An 18,064-nucleotide genomic window follows, 5' to 3' on the forward strand; every position below is an offset into this window, starting at 1 on the left:
GTGTGGGAGGTGCCCCCACTCGTCGGAGACTAGCGGCCAAGTCCGCCGGAGTCAGCGAGAACAGCGGAAAAGTCCTGGTCAGCCTCCATTGAACCCGACATTCGGGACATAATCCTCCGGATTTGAGGATGTATTCAGACGTGGGACGTCCACGAGGACCTCGCCGAAGACGCTAGGCCGCCGCCACGGCCGCCCTGATGTCCTCCGCGAACCGGTCCGCGGACGCGCGTAGCGCGCCGACATCGGGTCCGTGACGCAGAACACCCCGGCTGACGTTCGGCACCACACGGCGCACCGCCGCCCCGAAGACGCCCGGAAGATCGGCCGGGGTCGCGCCCTGGGCGCCGATGCCGGGCGCGAGGAGCGGCCCATTGATCTCGAGGTCGTACGAGGACAGATCGCCCAGCGTGGCGCCCACGACCGCGCCGAAGGAGCCCATGGGCGTCTGGCCCGCGTTCTCCTCGGCGAGGTGCGCGAGCATCGTGGCGCCGACGTTCCGGCGGGCCGCGTCGTCGGGCCGTACCGCGTGCTGCACCTCGCCGCCCTCCGGGTTGGAGGTGAGCGCGAGCACGAACAGCCCGGCACCGCTCTCCCGCGCGAGCTCGACGGCCGGCTTCAGCGATCCGTAGCCGAGGTACGGGGAAACGGTCAGCGCGTCCGAGAACAGCGGCGAACCCTTCTCCAGGAAGGCGGAGGCGTACGCGGCCATGGTCGAGCCGATGTCGCCGCGCTTGGCGTCCATGACGACGAGCGCCCTGGCGGCCCGTGCCTCCTCGACCGACTTCTCCAGTACGGCGATGCCGCGCGACCCGAAGCGCTCGAAGAACGCGCTCTGCGGCTTCAGTACGGCGACCCGGTCGGCCAGCGCCTCGACGACGGTGCGGCTGAAGCGCTCCAGGCCCGCGATGTCGTCGTTCAGGCCCCAGTCGGTGAGCAGCGAGGCATGCGGGTCGATGCCGACGCAGAGCGGGCCGCGCTCGTCCATGGCCCGGCGAAGGCGCATACCGAATGGTTCCAGGCTCACGCGGTCTCCTTCACGTCGGCGCCGACCGCGTCGGCGAGGGTGGCGTACGGACTCGTACGGAGGCGGGCGGCGAGTCCCTTGTGGATCGCGCGGCTCCAGAAGGGGCCCTCGTAGATGAAGGCGCTGTAGCCCTGGACCAGGGTGGCACCGGCCAGGATGCGCTGCCAGACGTCCTCGGCGTTCTCGATGCCGCCGACGCCCACAAGCGTGACGTCGTCGCCCACGCGCGCGTAGAGGCGACGCAGCACCTCCAGGGAGCGCGATTTCAGCGGCGCACCGGAGAGGCCGCCGGTCTCCTTCACGAGGGAAGGTTCGGATGTCAAACCGAGCCCCTCGCGCGCGATGGTCGTGTTCGTGGCGATGATCCCGTCCAGGCCGAGCTCCACGGCGAGGTCGGCGACGGCGTCGATGTCCTCGTCGGCGAGATCGGGCGCGATCTTCACCAGGAGTGGGACGCGGCGCTCGGGCACGGCCTGGTCGGCGGCCTCGCGGACGGCGCTCAGCAGCGGTCGCAGATGATCCACCGCCTGCAGATTCCGCAGGCCGGGCGTGTTCGGTGAAGAGACATTGACCACCAGGTAGTCGGCGTACGGGGCAAGCCGCTCCGTGGACTTCACGTAGTCGCCGACGGCCTCGGCCTCCGGCACGACCTTGGTCTTGCCGATGTTGACGCCCACGACGGTCCTGAAGACCGCCTCGCGACCCGCCAGACGCTCCGCCACGGCCGCCGAGCCCTCGTTGTTGAACCCCATGCGGTTGATCAGCGCCCGGTCGGGCACCAGCCGGAACAACCGCTTGCGGGGATTGCCCGGCTGCGGCTCCCCCGTGACCGTGCCGATCTCGACGTGGTCGAAGCCGAGCATCGACATCCCGTCGACCGCGATGGCGTTCTTGTCGAAGCCGGCCGCGAGCCCGAACGGCCCGTGCATCCGCAGCCCGAAAGCCTCGGAGCGCAGCTCCTTGTGGCGCGGGGCGAGAGCCGCCGCGATGAACGTACGCAGCACGGGGACACGGGCGGCGAGTCGGATCCAGCCGACGGCCAGGTGGTGGGCCCGCTCCGGATCCATGCGTTTGAAAAGCAAACTGAAGAACAGCCGGTACATGGCGTCAGTCCCGCGCCGCCGTCAGATGCTCCGCGTGTTCCTGGAGCGAACGGACACCCACGTCCCCGTGGTTGAGCGCGTCGATGCCCTGCACGGCGGCGGCAAGCGCCTGCACGGTCGTCAGGCAGGGCACGGAGCGGGCCACGGCGGCCGTACGGATGTCGTAGCCGTCGAGGCGGCCACCGGTGCCGTACGGCGTGTTGACGATCAGGTCGACCTCGCCCTCGTGGATGAGCTGGACGATCGTCCGCTCGCCGTTCGGGCCGGTGCCCTCGCTCTGCTTGCGTACGACGGTGGCGTTGATGCCGTTGCGCTTGAGCACCTCGGCCGTGCCGGACGTGGCGAGCAACTCGAAGCCGTGGGCGACCAGTTCACGCGCCGGGAAGATCATCGAGCGCTTGTCGCGGTTGGCGACGGAGATGAAGGCGCGGCCCTTGGTCGGCAGCGGACCGTACGCGCCCGCCTGCGACTTGGCGTACGCCGTGCCGAACACCGAGTCGATGCCCATGACCTCACCGGTGGAGCGCATCTCCGGGCCGAGGATGGTGTCGACGCCGCGCCCGTGGATGTCGCGGAAGCGCGACCACGGCATGACGGCCTCCTTGACGGAGATCGGCGCGTCGAGCGGCAGCGTGCCGCCGTCACCGCTCGCCGGGAGCATTCCCTCGGCTCGCAGTTCGGCGATGGTCGCGCCCAGCGAGATCCGGGCGGCGGCCTTGGCGAGCGGCACCGCGGTCGCCTTGGAGGTGAAGGGGACGGTGCGCGAGGCACGCGGGTTGGCTTCGAGGACGTACAGGATGTCCCCCGCCATCGCGAACTGGATGTTGATCAGTCCGCGGACGCCAACCCCCTTCGCGATGGCCTCGGTTGAGGCCCGCAGCCGCTTGATGTCGAAGCCGCCCAGCGTGATCGGCGGCAGCGCGCACGCCGAGTCGCCGGAGTGGATCCCGGCCTCCTCGATGTGCTCCATGACGCCGCCGAGGTACAGCTCGTGGCCGTCGTACAGCGCGTCCACGTCGATCTCGATCGCGTCGTCGAGGAAGCGGTCGACCAGGACCGGGCGCGACGGGGAGATCTCGGTCGACTCGGCGATGTACGCCTCCAGTCGCGTCTCGTCGTACACGATCTCCATGCCGCGCCCGCCGAGCACGTACGAGGGCCGTACGAGGACGGGGTAGCCGATCTCGTCCGCGATGGCCTTGGCGCCCGCGAAGGTCGTCGCGGTGCCGTGCTTCGGCGCCGGGAGTCCGGCCTCGGCGAGCACCTGGCCGAAGGCGCCACGGTCCTCGGCGGCGTGAATCGCCTCGGGCGGTGTGCCCACCACCGGGACGCCGTTGTCCTTCAGCGCCTGCGACAGACCGAGCGGAGTCTGGCCGCCGAGCTGCACGATCACACCAGCGATCGGCCCGGCCAGGGACTCCGCGTGGACGATCTCCAGCACGTCTTCCAGCGTGAGCGGCTCGAAGTACAGCCGGTCGGAGGTGTCGTAGTCCGTGGAGACGGTCTCCGGGTTGCAGTTGACCATCACGGTTTCGTAGCCCGCGTCGCTGAGCGCGAAGGAGGCGTGGACGCAGGAGTAGTCGAACTCGATGCCCTGGCCGATGCGGTTGGGCCCGGAGCCCAGGATGATGACGGCGGGCTTCTCACGGGGTGCGACCTCGTTCTCCTCGTCGTACGAGGAGTAGAAGTACGGCGTCTTCGCCGCGAACTCGGCGGCGCAGGTGTCGACCGTCTTGTAGACCGGGCGCACGCCGAGCGCGTGCCGGACCTCGCGCACGACGTCCTCGCGCAGACCGCGGATCTCGGCGATCTGGGCGTCGGAGAAGCCGTGGCGCTTGGCCTCCGCCAGCAGCGACGGGTCCAGCTTGTCGGCGGCCGCCAGCTCGTCCGCGAGCTCCTTGATGAGGAACAGCTGGTCGACGAACCACGGGTCGATCTTCGTCGACTCGAAGACCTCCTCCTGGGTCGCGCCCGCGCGGATGGCCTGCATGACGCAGTTGATCCGCCCGTCGGTCGGCCGGATCGCCTCCTCCAGGAGGGCCTTCTTGTCGCCGGGCTCCCCGACGAACGTGAACTGCGAGCCCTTCTTCTCCAGCGACCGCAACGCCTTCTGCAGCGCCTCGGTGAAGTTGCGGCCGATGGCCATGGCCTCGCCGACCGACTTCATGGTCGTCGTCAGGGTCGAGTCGGCCTGCGGGAACTTCTCGAAGGCGAAGCGAGGCGCCTTCACGACGACGTAGTCGAGCGTCGGCTCGAAGGACGCCGGGGTCTGCTCGGTGATGTCGTTCGGGATCTCGTCCAGGGTGTAGCCGACGGCGAGCTTCGCGGCGATCTTGGCGATCGGGAAGCCGGTCGCCTTGGAGGCGAGCGCCGAGGACCGGGACACGCGCGGATTCATCTCGATGACGATGACCCGGCCGTCCTCGGGGTTCACCGCGAACTGGATGTTGCAGCCGCCGGTGTCGACGCCGACCTCGCGGATGACGGCGATGCCGATGTCGCGCAGGATCTGGTATTCGCGGTCGGTGAGCGTCATCGCCGGGGCGACGGTGATCGAGTCGCCGGTGTGCACGCCCATCGGGTCGAAGTTCTCGATGGAGCAGACGACCACGACGTTGTCGTGCTTGTCGCGCATCAGCTCCAGCTCGTACTCCTTCCAGCCGAGGATCGACTCCTCCAGGAGCACCTCGGTGGTCGGTGAGAGGGTGAGCCCCTGGCCGGCGATGCGGCGCAGCTCGTCCTCGTTGTGCGCGAAGCCCGAACCGGCGCCGCCCATGGTGAAGGAGGGCCTGACCACGACGGGGTAACCGCCGAGCGTCTCGACGCCCTTGAGGACGTCGTCCATGGAGTGGCAGATCACCGACCGTGCGGACTCGCCGTGCCCGATCTTCCCCTTCACCGCGTCCACGACCTCCTTGAAGAGATCGCGGTCCTCGCCCTTGTTGATCGCCTCGACATTGGCGCCGATCAGCTCGACGCCGTACTCGTCGAGCGTTCCCGCCTCGTGCAGCGAGATGGCCGTGTTGAGGGCCGTCTGACCGCCCAGGGTGGGCAGCAGCGCGTCCGGCCGCTCTTTGGCGATGATCTTCTCGACGAACTCCGGGGTGATCGGCTCGACGTACGTCGCGTCGGCGATCTCCGGGTCGGTCATGATCGTCGCGGGGTTGGAGTTGACGAGGATGACCCTGAGGCCCTCGGCCTTGAGGACACGGCAGGCCTGGGTGCCGGAGTAGTCGAACTCGGCGGCCTGGCCGATGACGATCGGGCCGGAGCCGATGACCAGGACGGACTGGATATCGGTGCGCTTAGGCACGCTGGGCTCCCTTTTCTGCCATGAGCTCTACGAAGCGGTCGAACAGGTAGGCCGCGTCGTGCGGGCCCGCTGCCGCCTCGGGGTGGTACTGGACGCTGAACGCCGGCTGGTCGAGCAGCTGGAGCCCTTCGACGACCTGGTCGTTCAGGCAGACGTGCGAGACCTCGGCACGCCCGTAGGGGGTGTCGCTGACGCGGTCGAGCGGCGCGTCGACGGCGAAACCGTGGTTGTGCGCGGTGACCTCGACCTTGCCGGTCGTACGGTCCTGTACGGGCTGGTTGATGCCCCGGTGGCCGTACTTCAGCTTGTACGTGCCGAAGCCGAGGGCGCGGCCCAGGATCTGGTTGCCGAAGCAGATGCCGAAGAGCGGGGTCTTGCGCTCGAGAACGGAGCGCATCACGGAGACCGGGTGCTCGGCCTTCTCCGGGTCGCCGGGTCCGTTGGAGAAGAACACGCCGTCGGGTCCGACCGCGTAGATGTCCTCGGCGGTCGCGGTGGCGGGCAGCACATGCACCTCGATGCCGCGCTCGGCCATGCGGTGCGGGGTCATGCCCTTGATGCCGAGGTCCACGGCGGCGACGGTGAACTTCTTCTCGCCGATGGCGGGGACGACGTACGCCTCAGTCGTGGCGACCTCCTCGTAGAGGCTGGCGCCCTTCATCTCGGGGGCCTGGCGCACCTCGGCGAGCATCGTGCCCTCGTCGGGCAGCGCGTTCCCGGAGAAGATCCCGACGCGCATGGCGCCGCGCTCGCGCAGGTGGCGGGTGAGCGCCCGGGTGTCGACGCCGGAGATCCCGACGACGTCCTGCCGGGCGAGCTCCTCGTCGAGCGAGCGGCGGGAGCGCCAGTTGGAGGGCACGCGCGCGGGGTCGCGTACGACATAGCCGGCGACCCAGATCTGCTTCGACTCGGGGTCCTCGTCGTTGACGCCGGTGTTGCCGACGTGCGGAGCTGTCATCACGACGACCTGGCGGTGGTACGAGGGGTCGGTGAGGGTCTCCTGGTAGCCGGTCATCCCGGTGGAGAAGACGGCCTCTCCGAAGGTCACCCCCACGGCCCCGTAGGCGCGGCCGCGGAAGATCCGGCCGTCCTCCAGGACGAGTACGGCGGGAGTTCTGGAGGCTCCCCGGGTGGAGGTGGTCATCGTGCGCCTTCCGTCTTGTTGCTGTCCTTGTTGATCATCTGGTTCAGGGTCTCGACCCACTCGTTGTGCTCGGCCGCGTGGTCGGAGCGGAACCCGGAGTCGAGCAGCCTGTCGCCGTGCTCCCAGGTGAGGACCAGCAGACCGCCCTCGGTGAGGACCTTGCCCGCGATGCCCTTGTCGAGCCGGGCCTCCCGCAAGGCCTCAAGAGGTACGAAGAAGTCGGCCGCTCCGGGGCGTACGACATCGAGGCCCGCGTCCGTCAGCGTGAGTTCGACCCGGCTGCGGGTGCCCAGACCGTGCGCCACGATGCGGTCGAGCCACTGACCGGCGGTCGTCGAGCCGTGATAGCGGCCGCTCATCGTCAGCTTCACCGGCCCGGGCTCGTCCGGCGCTTCGGGCAGCTCGGGCAGATCACCCTGGAGCGTGCCGCGCCACTTCCAGCCCTCGCGCATCAGCCAGTAGACGAGGGCGACGAAGAGCGCGAGGCCCACGAGCCAGCCGATGCGGGCGGCCCAGTCGGTCACTTCCGCCGACTTCTGTTCCGCGGCGTACGTCAGTTGCGTCAGTGGTGTCACGCGAGCTTCCCGTCGACGAGCGTGGCGCGGCCCCGCAGCCATGTGTGCGTGACACGGCCCGGCAGCTCACGACCCTCGTACGGAGTGTTGCGGCTGCGCGACGCGAAGCCCGTGGGGTCCACGGTCCCACGGTATGCCGGATCGACCAGCGTGAGGTTGGCGGGCTCACCTGCCGAGACGGGACGGCCGTGTCCCGTCGCCCGGCCGATCCGGGCGGGCTTGAAGGACATCCGGTCCGCGACGCCGGCCCAGTCGAGCAGTCCGCTGTCGACCATCGTCTGCTGGACCACGGACAGCGCGGTCTCCAGGCCGACCATGCCCATGGCCGCCGCGGCCCACTCGCAGTCCTTGTCCTCGTGCGGGTGCGGGGCGTGGTCGGTGGCGACGATGTCGATCGTGCCGTCGGCGAGCGCCTCGCGCAGGGCCATCACGTCGCGCTCGGTACGCAGCGGCGGATTGACCTTGTAGACCGGGTCGTACGAGCGGACCAGCTCGTCGGTGAGGAGCAGGTGGTGGGGGGTTACCTCGGCGGTCACGTCGATGCCGCGGGACTTGGCCCAGCGCACGATCTCGACCGAACCGGCGGTCGACAGATGGCAGATGTGCACCCGGGACCCCACGTGCTCGGCGAGCAGCACATCGCGCGCGATGATCGACTCCTCGGCGACGGCGGGCCAGCCGCCGAGCCCCAGCTCGGCCGAGACGACGCCCTCGTTCATCTGGGCGCCCTCGGTGAGGCGGGGCTCCTGCGCGTGCTGGGCCACGACGCCGCCGAAGGCCTTCACGTACTCCAACGCGCGCCGCATGATCACGGCGTCGTCCACACACTTACCGTCGTCCGAGAAGACGGTGACGCCGGCCGCCGACTCGTGCATGGCGCCCAGTTCGGCGAGCTTCTTGCCCTCCAGGCCGACGGTGACGGCGCCGATGGGCTGCACGTCGCAGTAGTCGTGCTGGTGGCCGAGCCGGTAGACCTGCTCGACCACACCGGCGGTGTCGGCGACCGGGAAGGTGTTGGCCATGGCGAACACGGCCGTGTAACCGCCGCTCGCGGCAGCCCGCGTACCGGTCAGGACGGTCTCGGAGTCCTCACGCCCGGGCTCGCGCAGGTGGGTGTGGAGGTCGACGAGACCCGGCAGAAGCACCTTGCCTTCGGCGTCGACGACCTCGGCTCCCTCGGCGGAGAGCCCGACACCCAGCTCGGCGACGGTGTCGCCCTCGATCAGGACGTCCTGCGGCTCGCCGCCGAGCACCTTCGCACCACGAATAAGGATCTTGCTCATCTTTCTTACTTCTCCTCGTCCGCAGAAATGGTGTGCGCGGAGCGCTCGTTGGAAGGGTGGTGGTGGGAGACGGGTGGGCGGCTGTGGGTGACGGCGGGCTCATTGCCGCCCAGGAGCAGGTACAGAACCGCCATGCGAATGGAGACACCATTCGCCACCTGCTCGATGGCGGTGCAACGGTCGGAGTCGGCGACCTCTGCGGTGATCTCCATGCCGCGGACCATCGGCCCGGGGTGCATCACGATGGCGTGCTCGGGCATCCGCGCCATACGGTCGCCGTCGAGGCCGTAACGCCGCGAGTACTCGCGCTCGGTCGGGAAGAAGGCCGCGTTCATCCGCTCGCGCTGGACGCGCAGCATCATCACCGCGTCGGACTTGGGCAGCGTGCTGTCGAGGTCGTACGACACCTCGCAGGGCCAGGTTTCGACGCCGACCGGCAGCAGGGTGGGCGGGGCGACGAGGGTGACCTGGGCGCCGAGGGTGTGCAGCAGGTCGACGTTCGAGCGGGCGACCCGGCCGTGCAGGATGTCGCCGACGATCGTGATGCGCTTGCCGGCGAGGTCCTGCCCGAGCCCGGCGTCCCGTCCGACGAGGCGGCGCCGCATGGTGAAGGCGTCGAGCAGGGCCTGGGTGGGGTGCTGGTGGGTGCCGTCGCCGGCGTTGATGACGGCGGCGTCGATCCAGCCGGAGGTCGCGAGGCGGTACGGGGCTCCGGAGGCGCCGTGCCGGATGACGACGGCGTCGACGCCCATCGCCTCCAGGGTCTGGGCGGTGTCCTTCAAGGACTCGCCCTTGGAGACGCTGGACCCCTTGGCTGTGAAGTTGATCACATCTGCGGAGAGGCGCTTCTCGGCGGCCTCGAAGGAGATCCGGGTACGGGTCGAGTCCTCGAAGAAGAGGTTGACGACGGTGCGGCCGCGCAGGGTCGGCAGTTTCTTGATCGGCCGGTCGGCGACCCGGGCCATCTCCTCGGCGGTGTCGAGGATCAGGACGGCGTCGTCGCGGGTGAGGTCGGCGGCCGAGATGAGATGACGCTGCATCTGTCAGGCTCCGTAAGGCAGTTCAGTTCGGGAGGCGAGGGCCCGGCGGGAGGTCGCAGCCGGGCAGGCGGGCACGCGCGGGCGCACTCGGGGGCTTACGGCAGGGGCGTACGCCGGAGTGCTACTGCTGCGCGCCCGGTGAGGCCTGCTTGGCGCCGAGCAGCACGGTGTCGCGACCGTCCTCCTCGGCGAGCAGGACCTTGACCGTCTCCCGCAGCGACGTGGGGAGGTTCTTGCCGACGTAGTCGGCGCGGATCGGGAGTTCGCGATGGCCCCGGTCGACGAGGACCGCGAGCTGCACGGCGCGCGGGCGGCCGATGTCGTTCAGCGCGTCGAGCGCGGCGCGGATGGTGCGGCCGGAGAAGAGCACGTCGTCGACGAGGACGACCAGACGGCCGTCGATGCCGTCACCTGGGATGTCGGTGCGGGCCAGCGCACGCGGCGGGTGCATGCGCAGGTCGTCGCGGTACATGGTGATGTCGAGCGAACCGACCGGAATCTTGCGGTCGGTGATCTCCTCGAGCTTGGCGGCGAGCCGCTGGGCGAGGAAGACGCCCCGCGTCGGAATGCCGAGAAGCACCACGTCGTCGGCGCCCTTGGCGCGCTCGACGATCTCGTGGGCGATGCGGGTCAATACCCGCGCGATGTCCGGGCCTTCGAGCACGGGCCGGGCATCGGACTGCTGCGTGTCCATACGAGACGGACCTCCTTCTCCGCCTCACGGGACGGACCTTAAAGGACGTCGGAATTGCGCCACCAACGCTACCAGCCCGGCAACGGCCCTGATCACCCCCCTGGAGTCACTCGCCCACCACCTGACGTCACTTCTCCCGGGCTGGCACGTAAGGGTCGGGCGTGACCATTCGGCTTGACGGGGGAGAGTAACGCTGCGTAACCTCACAGTGAGTCACCAGCCGCGCGGCAAAACCGCACGTCGACACAGTGTCCGGGGAGCTATATGTCCAGCGAATACGCCAAACAGCTCGGGGCCAAGCTCCGCGCGATCCGCACCCAGCAGGGCCTTTCCCTCCACGGCGTCGAGGAGAAGTCCCAGGGACGCTGGAAGGCGGTCGTGGTCGGTTCGTACGAGCGCGGCGACCGCGCCGTGACCGTGCAGCGCCTCGCCGAGCTGGCGGACTTCTACGGCGTTCCGGTGCAGGAGCTGCTGCCGGGCACCACGCCGGGCGGCGCCGCCGAGCCGCCGCCGAAGCTGGTCCTGGACCTGGAGCGGCTGGCCCACGTCCCGGCCGAGAAGGCGGGCCCGCTGCAGCGTTACGCCGCCACGATCCAGTCCCAGCGCGGCGACTACAACGGCAAGGTGCTCTCCATCCGCCAGGACGACCTGCGCACCCTCGCCGTCATCTACGACCAGTCCCCCTCGGTCCTCACCGAGCAGCTGATCAACTGGGGTGTCCTGGACGCGGACGCGCGCCGCGCGGTCTCCCACGAGGAGGGCTGACTGGCGTCGGCCCCGTGAAGAAACGTGCCGTCGGGGTGGACCGGAACCTGAACGTTCCGGCCCACCCCGACGGCTTTGTGCCGACTGTATCGGCCCGCGCAGAACACGCCGGAGGGCCCGCAGCCGGTGCTGCGGGCCCTCCGTGACGACCTGTGGTGCTACTCGTCCCGGCGCAGCGACGGCTTCAGGGTCTTGAAGCGGCCGAGGAGACCGTTCACGAAGGCCGGGGACTCGTCCGTGGAGAACTCCTTCGCGAGCTGGACCATCTCGTCGAGGACGACGGCGTCCGGAGTCTCGTCGACCCAGATCAGCTCGTACGCGCCGAGGCGCAGGATGTTGCGGTCGACGACCGGCATCCTGTCCAGCGTCCAGTCGACCGCGTACTGCGCGATGAGCTCGTCGATGCGTCGCTCGTACTTCGCGTAGCCCTCGACAAGCTGCATCGTGTACTCACTCACCGGCGGCTGCCGGGTGTCGGTCCGGGAGTGCCGGATCCAGTCCGCGAGGACCGTCAGGACGTCCACGCCGCGCTGGTCACCTTCGAAGAGGATCTGGAAGGCGCGCTTGCGGGCCGTGTTGCGGGCAGCCACGGTTAGCTGTTCACCCGGCCGAGGTAGTCGCTCGAGCGGGTGTCGACCTTGATCTTCTCGCCGGTGGTGATGAAGAGCGGCACGTTGATCTGGTGGCCGGTCTCCAGGATGGCGGGCTTGGTGCCACCGGTGGAGCGGTCACCCTGGACGCCCGGCTCGGTCTCCTGGATGGTCAGCTCGACGGCGGCCGGCAGCTCGACGAAGAGCACCTCGCCCTCGTGCTGGGCGACGGTCGCGGTGAAGCCCTCGACCAGGAAGTTGGCGGCGTCACCGACGGCCTTCCTGTCGACGTGGAGCTGGTCGTATGTCTCCATGTCCATGAAGACGAAGTATTCGCCGTCCATGTACGAGAACTGCATGTCGCGCTTGTCGACGGTGGCCGTTTCGACCTTGACGCCGGCGTTGAACGTCTTGTCGACGACCTTGCCGGAGAGCACGTTCTTGAGCTTGGTGCGCACGAAGGCCGGGCCCTTGCCGGGCTTGACGTGCTGGAACTCGACGACGGACCAGAGCTGGCCGCCTTCGAGCTTGAGCACCAGGCCGTTCTTGAGGTCGTTCGTGGAAGCCACGGTTGCGGAATCTCCTGGACTGACGTGGACGACCCCGGGGCAGGCGCACAGCGCGAAGCTAGAGCGCGAGCAGCTCCTTGGTCGTGATGGTGAGTAGCTCGGGTCCGCCGTCCGCCTCAGGGCGTACGACGAGCGTGTCATCGATCCGGACACCGCCCCGGCCCGGGAGGTGGACCCCCGGTTCGACGGTGACCGGCACGCAAGCGTCCAGTTTACCCATGGCCGCGGGGGCCAGCTGAGGGTCCTCATCGATTTCGAGCCCTACACCGTGCCCGGTCAGCGGAGAAAAGCCGTGCCCGTACCCCGCGGAGTCCAGCACCTGCCGGGCGGCGCGGTCCACATCGCGGTACTCGGCGCCGGGCGTGAGCGCCTCGCGGCCGGCCCGTTGGGCGGCGAAGACGACGTCATACAGCTCGATCTGCCAGTCGGCGGGCGAGGTGCCGATCACGAACGTACGGCCGATCTCGCAGCGATAGCCGCGGTAGTTCGCCCCCAGGCATACGGAGAGGAAGTCGCCCTCCTCCACCCGCCGGTCGGTGGCACGGTGGCCGCGACGCCCCGAGTTCGGGCCGGTGCCGACGGAGGTCGCGAAGGCCGGGCCGTCGGCGCCGTGGTCGACGAGGCGGCGCTCCAGCTCCAGGGCGAGGTGGCGTTCGGTGCGGCCGACGAGGATCGATTCGAGGAGTTCGCTCAGCGCCTGGTCGGCGATCTCGGCGCCGATCCGTAGGCGGGAGATCTCCTCCTCGTCCTTGATGACGCGTAGCTGCTCAACGGCGCCGCCGAGGTCGGTCAGGCGCAGGCGGGGTGCCACGGAGCGGATGGCTCTGTGGCGGGCCACGGTCAGGTGGTGTTCCTCGACGGCGAGGGACTCGGCGCCCCGTGCCGCGGCGAGGTCGGCCGCGGCGACGGCTGGATCGCCGCGGCCGTCGCGGCCGTCGCCCGCTCCCGGCAGCGTCTGGATCCGCAGGGCTTCGTCGGGGCGCTCGTCGTCGGGGTGCGCGCCGAGCGGGCTCGCGCCCGGGCACAGCATCAGGTCCGTTCCCTTGCCCAGCAGCAGAACGGCGCCGCGGGGGGCTGCGCCCGCGAGGTAGCGGACGTTGGCGGGGCGGGACACCAGCGCGGTGGCGCTGCCGCTTGCCGCACATCGCTCCCGTAGCCGCTCGCGGCGGGCCGCGTACACCTCTGACATGGTCCGAGCGTACGAGGGGTGGGCGGATAGTGCCGGTTCAGGTTGGGCCGGGTGGGGATTGCCTCCGGCGGTTGGGCGACTGCGGGTGCGTTGTGGTTGCTCGCGCCGTTCCCCGCGCCCCTTGGGGTCCGGTGGGTGGGGCGGGGCCGTGGGCCGGTGCGTCAGCCCGTCGCAGGCGGGGCGTACGGCCCTTTGCTGGTACAGGGTGCGGGTGGCCTGAGACAGAACCTAGGCGACGGGCATACGACGCACCGGCCCACGGCCCCTCCCGCCGGTGGGCAAGTGACGGGTCCGTCGTAGCTGACGGCTCCAGGGAGCGCCCTTCAGGGGCGCGGGGAACTGCGCGACCAGCCACAACGCACCCGCAGCTGCGACACGACGTGTCACCCCCATCCCCTGGCGGGGGGCCTGGGGCGCAGCCCCCAGTTTCGGGAAGGGGCGGGGCTGGGGAAAGGAAACCCCCTGCTCACCACTGCGGCGGGCTCGCAATCGACCGGGCCAGCACATCGTCGAGCACACGCGCCGTCGTGGGAACGTCAAGCTGGGAGTTGTCGATGATGGGAAGCCCGGACCCGTACCAGCCGGCCATCCGGCCATGGATGCGGGCGACTTCCTCATCGGTGAGGCGGCGGTTTCCGGAGCGCTCGGCATTGCGCTCCAGGACTATCTCGAGGCCGGGAAGGAGCACGACCGGCAGCAGGCCGGGGCCCACGTGCCGCTTCCAGCCGCCCAGACCGACGACCGGCCGGTCCGGGAAGACGGCGTCGTCCAGGATGCACGAGATGCCGTTGGCCAGAAAGTTGCGCGCGGCGAAGCCGCAGGTGCGGCGGGCGAGGCGATACTGCGCCTCCGAGTGGTCGTTCCACCCCGACTGCGGGTCCGCGAAGCCCGAGCGCACCCATTCGCGTACGTCGTCGAGGCTGATGTGCGCGGTGGGGACCCGACGGTGGTCGGCCCAGTACTTGGCGACGCTCGTCTTGCCGGCGCCGGCGGGACCGATGAGCAGCACGGCCAGCGTGGTGGACGTGGGGTCGGGCGTGCCCGCGGCGGGCGGCGGGCTCGGCATCGCGACGGGGCCGCCCGGCGGCAGTTGCACATGCCCCGTGGTGTCCGGCATCGGCGCGGGCGCGTGCTGCGGCGGCGCGTGATGCTGCGGGGCGGGCGCGTGCCCCGGAGGGTGTGGCGCGGCGGGTCCGGGTGGTCCGGCGAAACCCGGCGGGGGGTTCATGGGCGCGGGCCCCGCGGGGGGACCCATGGGGGCACCTGGGTGCGCGCCCGGGTGTTGCGCGGCCGGCGACCAGCCTGCGGCCGGCTCCTGCCCCGGCTGGTGGGGCGGCGGCAGCGGAGACCCCACTGCGTGCTGCATCCGGTGCCACTCCGTCTCGTGTCTCTTGGCGCTGGCAGCGGAACACCTGCCCCGCTCCCTACCGAACGGTACCGTCCCCGGCCGCCGTTTGGTGAACGGCCGGGGTCGGTCCGAAGTGCCCATGGACACAAGGCAAATCGGGTGAAGTGATCTCCTGTGGAGCTAATCGCCCACTTCGCCGTAGGCGGCGAGGAGGACGGCCGGGTCGGGGCCCTCCAGGACGGTGGGCTTGGCCAGGCCGTCCAGGACGATGAAGCGCAGCAGGTCGCCACGGGACTTCTTGTCGACCTTCATGGTTTCCAGCAACTTGGGCCACTGGTCGTAGCGGTAGTGCAGCGGCAGGCCCACGGACTGCAGGATCGTGCGGTGCCGGTCGGCGGTCTCGTCGTCCAACCGGCCTGCCAGGCGGCCGAGTTCGGCCGCGAAGTGCATGCCGACGGCGACGGCGGCGCCGTGCCGCCACTGGTAGCGCTCGTTCTTCTCGATGGCGTGGCCCAGGGTGTGGCCGTAGTTGAGGATCTCGCGCAGCCCCGACTCCTTCAGGTCGGAGGAGACCACCTCGGCCTTGACCTTGATAGAGCGTTCGATCAGCTCCGCGGTGTGCGGACCGGCCGGACTGCGTGCCCCTTCAGGATCGGCCTCGATCAGCTCCAGGATCCGCGGGTCGGCGATGAACCCGGCCTTGATGATCTCCGCGAGCCCGGACACAAAGTCGTTGACCGGCAGCGAGTCGAGGGCAGCCAGGTCACAGAGCACCCCGGCGGGCGGGTGGAAGGCGCCCACCAGGTTCTTGCCTTCGGCGGTGTTGATGCCGGTCTTGCCGCCGACCGCCGCGTCCACCATGGCCAGTACGGTCGTCGGAATCGCGATCCAGCGCACTCCGCGCAGCCAGCTCGCGGCCACGAACCCGGCCAGGTCGGTGGTCGCGCCGCCGCCCACGCCGACGATCACGTCGGTGCGGGTGAAGCCGGACTGCCCCAGCGCCTTCCAGCAGTACGCGGCGACTTCGGCCGTCTTGGCCTCCTCGGCATTGGGCACCTGGATGGCCACCGCGTCGAAGCCCTGCCCCGCCAGATCGGCCCGGACCGCCTCGCCGGTCTCGGCCAGCGCCTCCGGGTGGACGATCGCGACACGCTTCACCCTGGGGCCGATCAACCCGCCCAGTTCACCAAGGAGTTGACGGCCCACCAGCACCTCGTACGGCTCGGTGCCGGCCGTACCGCCGACCTGGATCCGGGTCACCGTCTGGTCCTGCTCGCTCATGCCTGCTTCAACTCCAAGGCGTCGAGGACCGCTTGGGCGACCTCCTGAGGGGTGCGGCCGTCGGTGGCGACGACCGCACGGGCGACTTCGGTGTACAGGTGGCGGCGGGCCTCCATCAGCTCGCGCCACTGGCGGCGCGGGTTGACCGCCAGCAGCGGCCGGGCGGTGTTGAGACCGGTGCGCTTGACCGCTTCCTCGACGTCCATCGAGAGGTACACGACCGGGAGTCCGGCCAGCAGCGCCCGGGTGTCGGGGTCGAGGATGGCGCCGCCGCCCAGGGCGAGTACGCCCTCGTGCTCGGCCAGTGCCTGATGCACCGCGCGCTTCTCGATCGCGCGGAAGGCCTGCTCGCCCTCCTCGACGAAGATGTCCGCGATGGTGCGCCCCTCGGCGGCCACGATGTCCTCGTCGGTGTCCCGGTGGCCGACCCCGAGCCGCTCCGCGACCAGCGCACCCACCGTCGACTTGCCCACACCCATCGGGCCGACGAGCACGACCACAGGTCCTGCGCTCATCGGATCGCCAGGTTCTCGAGGTACGAGGTGACATTGCGCCGTGTCTCGGTGACGCTGTCGCCGGCGAACTTCTCCGCCACCGCGTCCGCCAGCACCAGCGCGACCATCGCCTCCGCGACGATGCCGGCCGCCGGGACGGCGCAGACGTCCGAACGCTGGTGGTGCGCCTTCGCCGCCTCACCGGTCACCACATCGATGGTGGCCAACGCGCGCGGCACGGTCGCGATCGGCTTCATCGCGGCGCGTACGCGCAGCAGTTCACCCGTGGTCAGCCCGCCCTCGGTGCCGCCCGAGCGGCCGGAGGCCCGCCTGATGCCCTTGTCGGTCTGCACGATCTCGTCATGCGCCTGCGAGCCCGGCACCCGCGCCAGGTCGAAGCCGTCGCCGACCTCGACACCCTTGATCGCCTGGATGCCCATCAGCGCGGCCGCGAGTCGCGCGTCCAGCCGCCGGTCCCAGTGCACATGCGAGCCCAGGCCCACCGGCACTCCGTACGCCAGCACCTCGACCACACCGCCGAGGGTGTCGCCGTCCTTGTGGGCCTGGTCGATCTCCTCGACCATCGCCCTCGACGCGTCCTCGTCCAGGCACCGCACCGGGTCCGCGTCGAGCTTCTCGACGTCGGAGGGCTTGGGGTAGACACCGTACGGCGCCTTCGCCGCGGCCAGTTCGATGACGTGCGAGACGATCTCGATGCCGGCCGTCTCCTTGAGGTACGAGCGCGCCACCGCGCCGAGCGCGACGCGGGCGGCGGTCTCCCGCGCACTCGCCCGCTCCAGGATCGGCCGGGCCTCGTCGAAGCCGTACTTCTGCATGCCCGCCAGGTCCGCGTGACCGGGCCGCGGCCGGGTCAGCGGCGCGTTGCGCGCCAGCTCGGCGAGCACGGCCGGGTCCACGGGGTCGGCCGCCATGACCTGCTCCCACTTGGGCCACTCGGTGTTGCCCACCATGATCGCGACGGGCGAGCCGAGCGTCAGCCCGTGCCGGACACCGCCCAGGAAGGTGACCTCGTCGCGCTCGAACTTCATCCGCGCGCCGCGCCCATAGCCAAGGCGCCGCCGTGCCAGGTGGTCCGCCACCATCTCCGTGGTGATCGGCACGCCGGCGGGAAGTCCCTCCAGCGTCGCGACAAGTGCGGGACCGTGGGACTCCCCCGCGGTCAGCCAGCGCAACCTGCTCAACGGTGCTCCTCGATACTCGCGCCCTGGTACTGCGTACTGCCTGTGCGTACGCGCGTCCTCGCGTACGGCGACGGCGCGACCGGGTGCGCGGCCCTGGCCCGCCACTGTCGATCCTCCCACGTCCGCTCCCAAGGGCCGGGCGCAGGTCCATCAGGCGGACGCGACCCGGTCAGGTCGTGGCGTCGTCGCGCTGCTGGGGCGCGTACGCACCGAGATAGTCGGCGCCGCGCGCCCCGTCCGGCGCATCGGGGATGGGCGTGATCGGGCCGAGCGCTCGTCGGAGGGCGCGTCCGCGGCGCCACTTGACGACCCGGAAAACGATAAAGCCGCCGACTGCCAGTCCGATCGCCGTGTACTGCAGCCAATCCGGCAGGAAATTCAGCGTGGCCTGGAAGATTTCCGACTTCCAGGAAGCCTGCGTGGTCATGAAGATTCCCCCTCGGTCCCGCC

At 70.2% G+C, this 18,064-nt stretch carries 17 protein-coding genes; 1 reads left to right on the forward strand and 16 read right to left on the reverse strand.

All coding sequences use genetic code 11. The annotated features are described in order from the left end of the window. Positions 1-172: 172 nt before the first annotated feature. The 8 genes from pyrF to pyrR all read right to left on the reverse strand — a co-directional run bounded on the left by pyrF (position 173) and on the right by pyrR (position 10,176). Positions 173-1,003 (reverse strand): orotidine-5'-phosphate decarboxylase, encoded by an 831-nt coding sequence (gene pyrF / locus ACYVO6_RS00480; RefSeq protein WP_461056707.1) that lies wholly within the window; start codon positions 1,001-1,003, stop codon positions 173-175. Positions 1,004-1,020: 17 nt separating this feature from the next. Then, positions 1,021-2,127: a quinone-dependent dihydroorotate dehydrogenase gene (locus ACYVO6_RS00485; RefSeq protein WP_461056378.1), complete on the reverse strand. Its 1,107-nt coding sequence runs from the start codon at positions 2,125-2,127 to the stop codon at positions 1,021-1,023. Between the two features lie 4 nt (positions 2,128-2,131). Further along, positions 2,132-5,440 (reverse strand): carbamoyl-phosphate synthase large subunit, encoded by a 3,309-nt coding sequence (carB, locus tag ACYVO6_RS00490; protein ID WP_461056379.1) that lies wholly within the window; start codon positions 5,438-5,440, stop codon positions 2,132-2,134. Beyond that, the gene (gene carA, locus ACYVO6_RS00495) at positions 5,433-6,584 is read right to left on the reverse strand and encodes a glutamine-hydrolyzing carbamoyl-phosphate synthase small subunit (protein ID WP_461056380.1); all 1,152 of its coding nucleotides are present in this window, start codon (positions 6,582-6,584) and stop codon (positions 5,433-5,435) included. The genes carB and carA overlap by 8 nt, the downstream gene beginning before the upstream one ends. Continuing rightward, positions 6,581-7,159: a PH-like domain-containing protein gene (locus tag ACYVO6_RS00500; protein WP_461056381.1), complete on the reverse strand. Its 579-nt coding sequence runs from the start codon at positions 7,157-7,159 to the stop codon at positions 6,581-6,583. The genes carA and ACYVO6_RS00500 overlap by 4 nt, the downstream gene beginning before the upstream one ends. Further along, a complete protein-coding gene (locus tag ACYVO6_RS00505; RefSeq protein ID WP_461056382.1) occupies positions 7,156-8,442 on the reverse strand; it encodes a dihydroorotase in 1,287 nt (428 codons plus the stop codon). The genes ACYVO6_RS00500 and ACYVO6_RS00505 overlap by 4 nt, the downstream gene beginning before the upstream one ends. Before the next feature lie 5 nt (positions 8,443-8,447). Next, the gene (locus ACYVO6_RS00510; protein ID WP_461056383.1) at positions 8,448-9,482 is read right to left on the reverse strand and encodes an aspartate carbamoyltransferase catalytic subunit; all 1,035 of its coding nucleotides are present in this window, start codon (positions 9,480-9,482) and stop codon (positions 8,448-8,450) included. 121 nt (positions 9,483-9,603) lie between these two features. Then, a complete protein-coding gene (pyrR, locus tag ACYVO6_RS00515; protein ID WP_033321791.1) occupies positions 9,604-10,176 on the reverse strand; it encodes a bifunctional pyr operon transcriptional regulator/uracil phosphoribosyltransferase PyrR in 573 nt (190 codons plus the stop codon). Positions 10,177-10,440: 264 nt separating this feature from the next. On the opposite strand from pyrR, the gene bldD reads away from it, so the two are divergent. Then, the gene (gene bldD / locus ACYVO6_RS00520; RefSeq protein WP_033321790.1) at positions 10,441-10,941 is read left to right on the forward strand and encodes a transcriptional regulator BldD; all 501 of its coding nucleotides are present in this window, start codon (positions 10,441-10,443) and stop codon (positions 10,939-10,941) included. A 158-nt stretch (positions 10,942-11,099) separates the two neighbouring features. On the opposite strand, the gene nusB is transcribed toward bldD, so the two are convergent. The 8 genes from nusB to ACYVO6_RS00560 form a co-directional block, all read right to left on the reverse strand. Then, positions 11,100-11,531: a transcription antitermination factor NusB gene (gene nusB, locus ACYVO6_RS00525; protein WP_033321789.1), complete on the reverse strand. Its 432-nt coding sequence runs from the start codon at positions 11,529-11,531 to the stop codon at positions 11,100-11,102. Positions 11,532-11,533: 2 nt separating this feature from the next. Next, positions 11,534-12,100 carry an elongation factor P gene (gene efp, locus ACYVO6_RS00530; protein ID WP_165340553.1) on the reverse strand — a complete coding sequence of 189 codons (567 nt, stop codon included), beginning with the start codon at positions 12,098-12,100 and terminating at the stop codon, positions 11,534-11,536. Positions 12,101-12,158: 58 nt separating this feature from the next. Beyond that, positions 12,159-13,289 (reverse strand): M24 family metallopeptidase, encoded by a 1,131-nt coding sequence (locus ACYVO6_RS00535; protein WP_461056384.1) that lies wholly within the window; start codon positions 13,287-13,289, stop codon positions 12,159-12,161. 466 nt (positions 13,290-13,755) lie between these two features. Further along, positions 13,756-14,655, reverse strand: a complete 900-nt coding sequence (locus ACYVO6_RS00540) for a Pro-rich N-terminal domain-containing protein (protein WP_461056385.1) — start codon at positions 14,653-14,655, stop codon at positions 13,756-13,758. A gap of 162 nt (positions 14,656-14,817) precedes the next feature. Continuing rightward, the gene (aroB, locus tag ACYVO6_RS00545) at positions 14,818-15,918 is read right to left on the reverse strand and encodes a 3-dehydroquinate synthase (RefSeq protein WP_461056386.1); all 1,101 of its coding nucleotides are present in this window, start codon (positions 15,916-15,918) and stop codon (positions 14,818-14,820) included. Then, positions 15,915-16,433: a shikimate kinase gene (locus ACYVO6_RS00550; protein WP_461056387.1), complete on the reverse strand. Its 519-nt coding sequence runs from the start codon at positions 16,431-16,433 to the stop codon at positions 15,915-15,917. The genes aroB and ACYVO6_RS00550 overlap by 4 nt, the downstream gene beginning before the upstream one ends. Further along, the gene (aroC, locus tag ACYVO6_RS00555) at positions 16,430-17,614 is read right to left on the reverse strand and encodes a chorismate synthase (protein WP_461056388.1); all 1,185 of its coding nucleotides are present in this window, start codon (positions 17,612-17,614) and stop codon (positions 16,430-16,432) included. The genes ACYVO6_RS00550 and aroC overlap by 4 nt, the downstream gene beginning before the upstream one ends. Before the next feature lie 169 nt (positions 17,615-17,783). Further along, a complete protein-coding gene (locus ACYVO6_RS00560; RefSeq protein WP_461056389.1) occupies positions 17,784-18,041 on the reverse strand; it encodes a hypothetical protein in 258 nt (85 codons plus the stop codon). Positions 18,042-18,064 lie beyond the last annotated feature (23 nt).

This window comes from Streptomyces pseudoechinosporeus, from assembly GCF_054783935.1.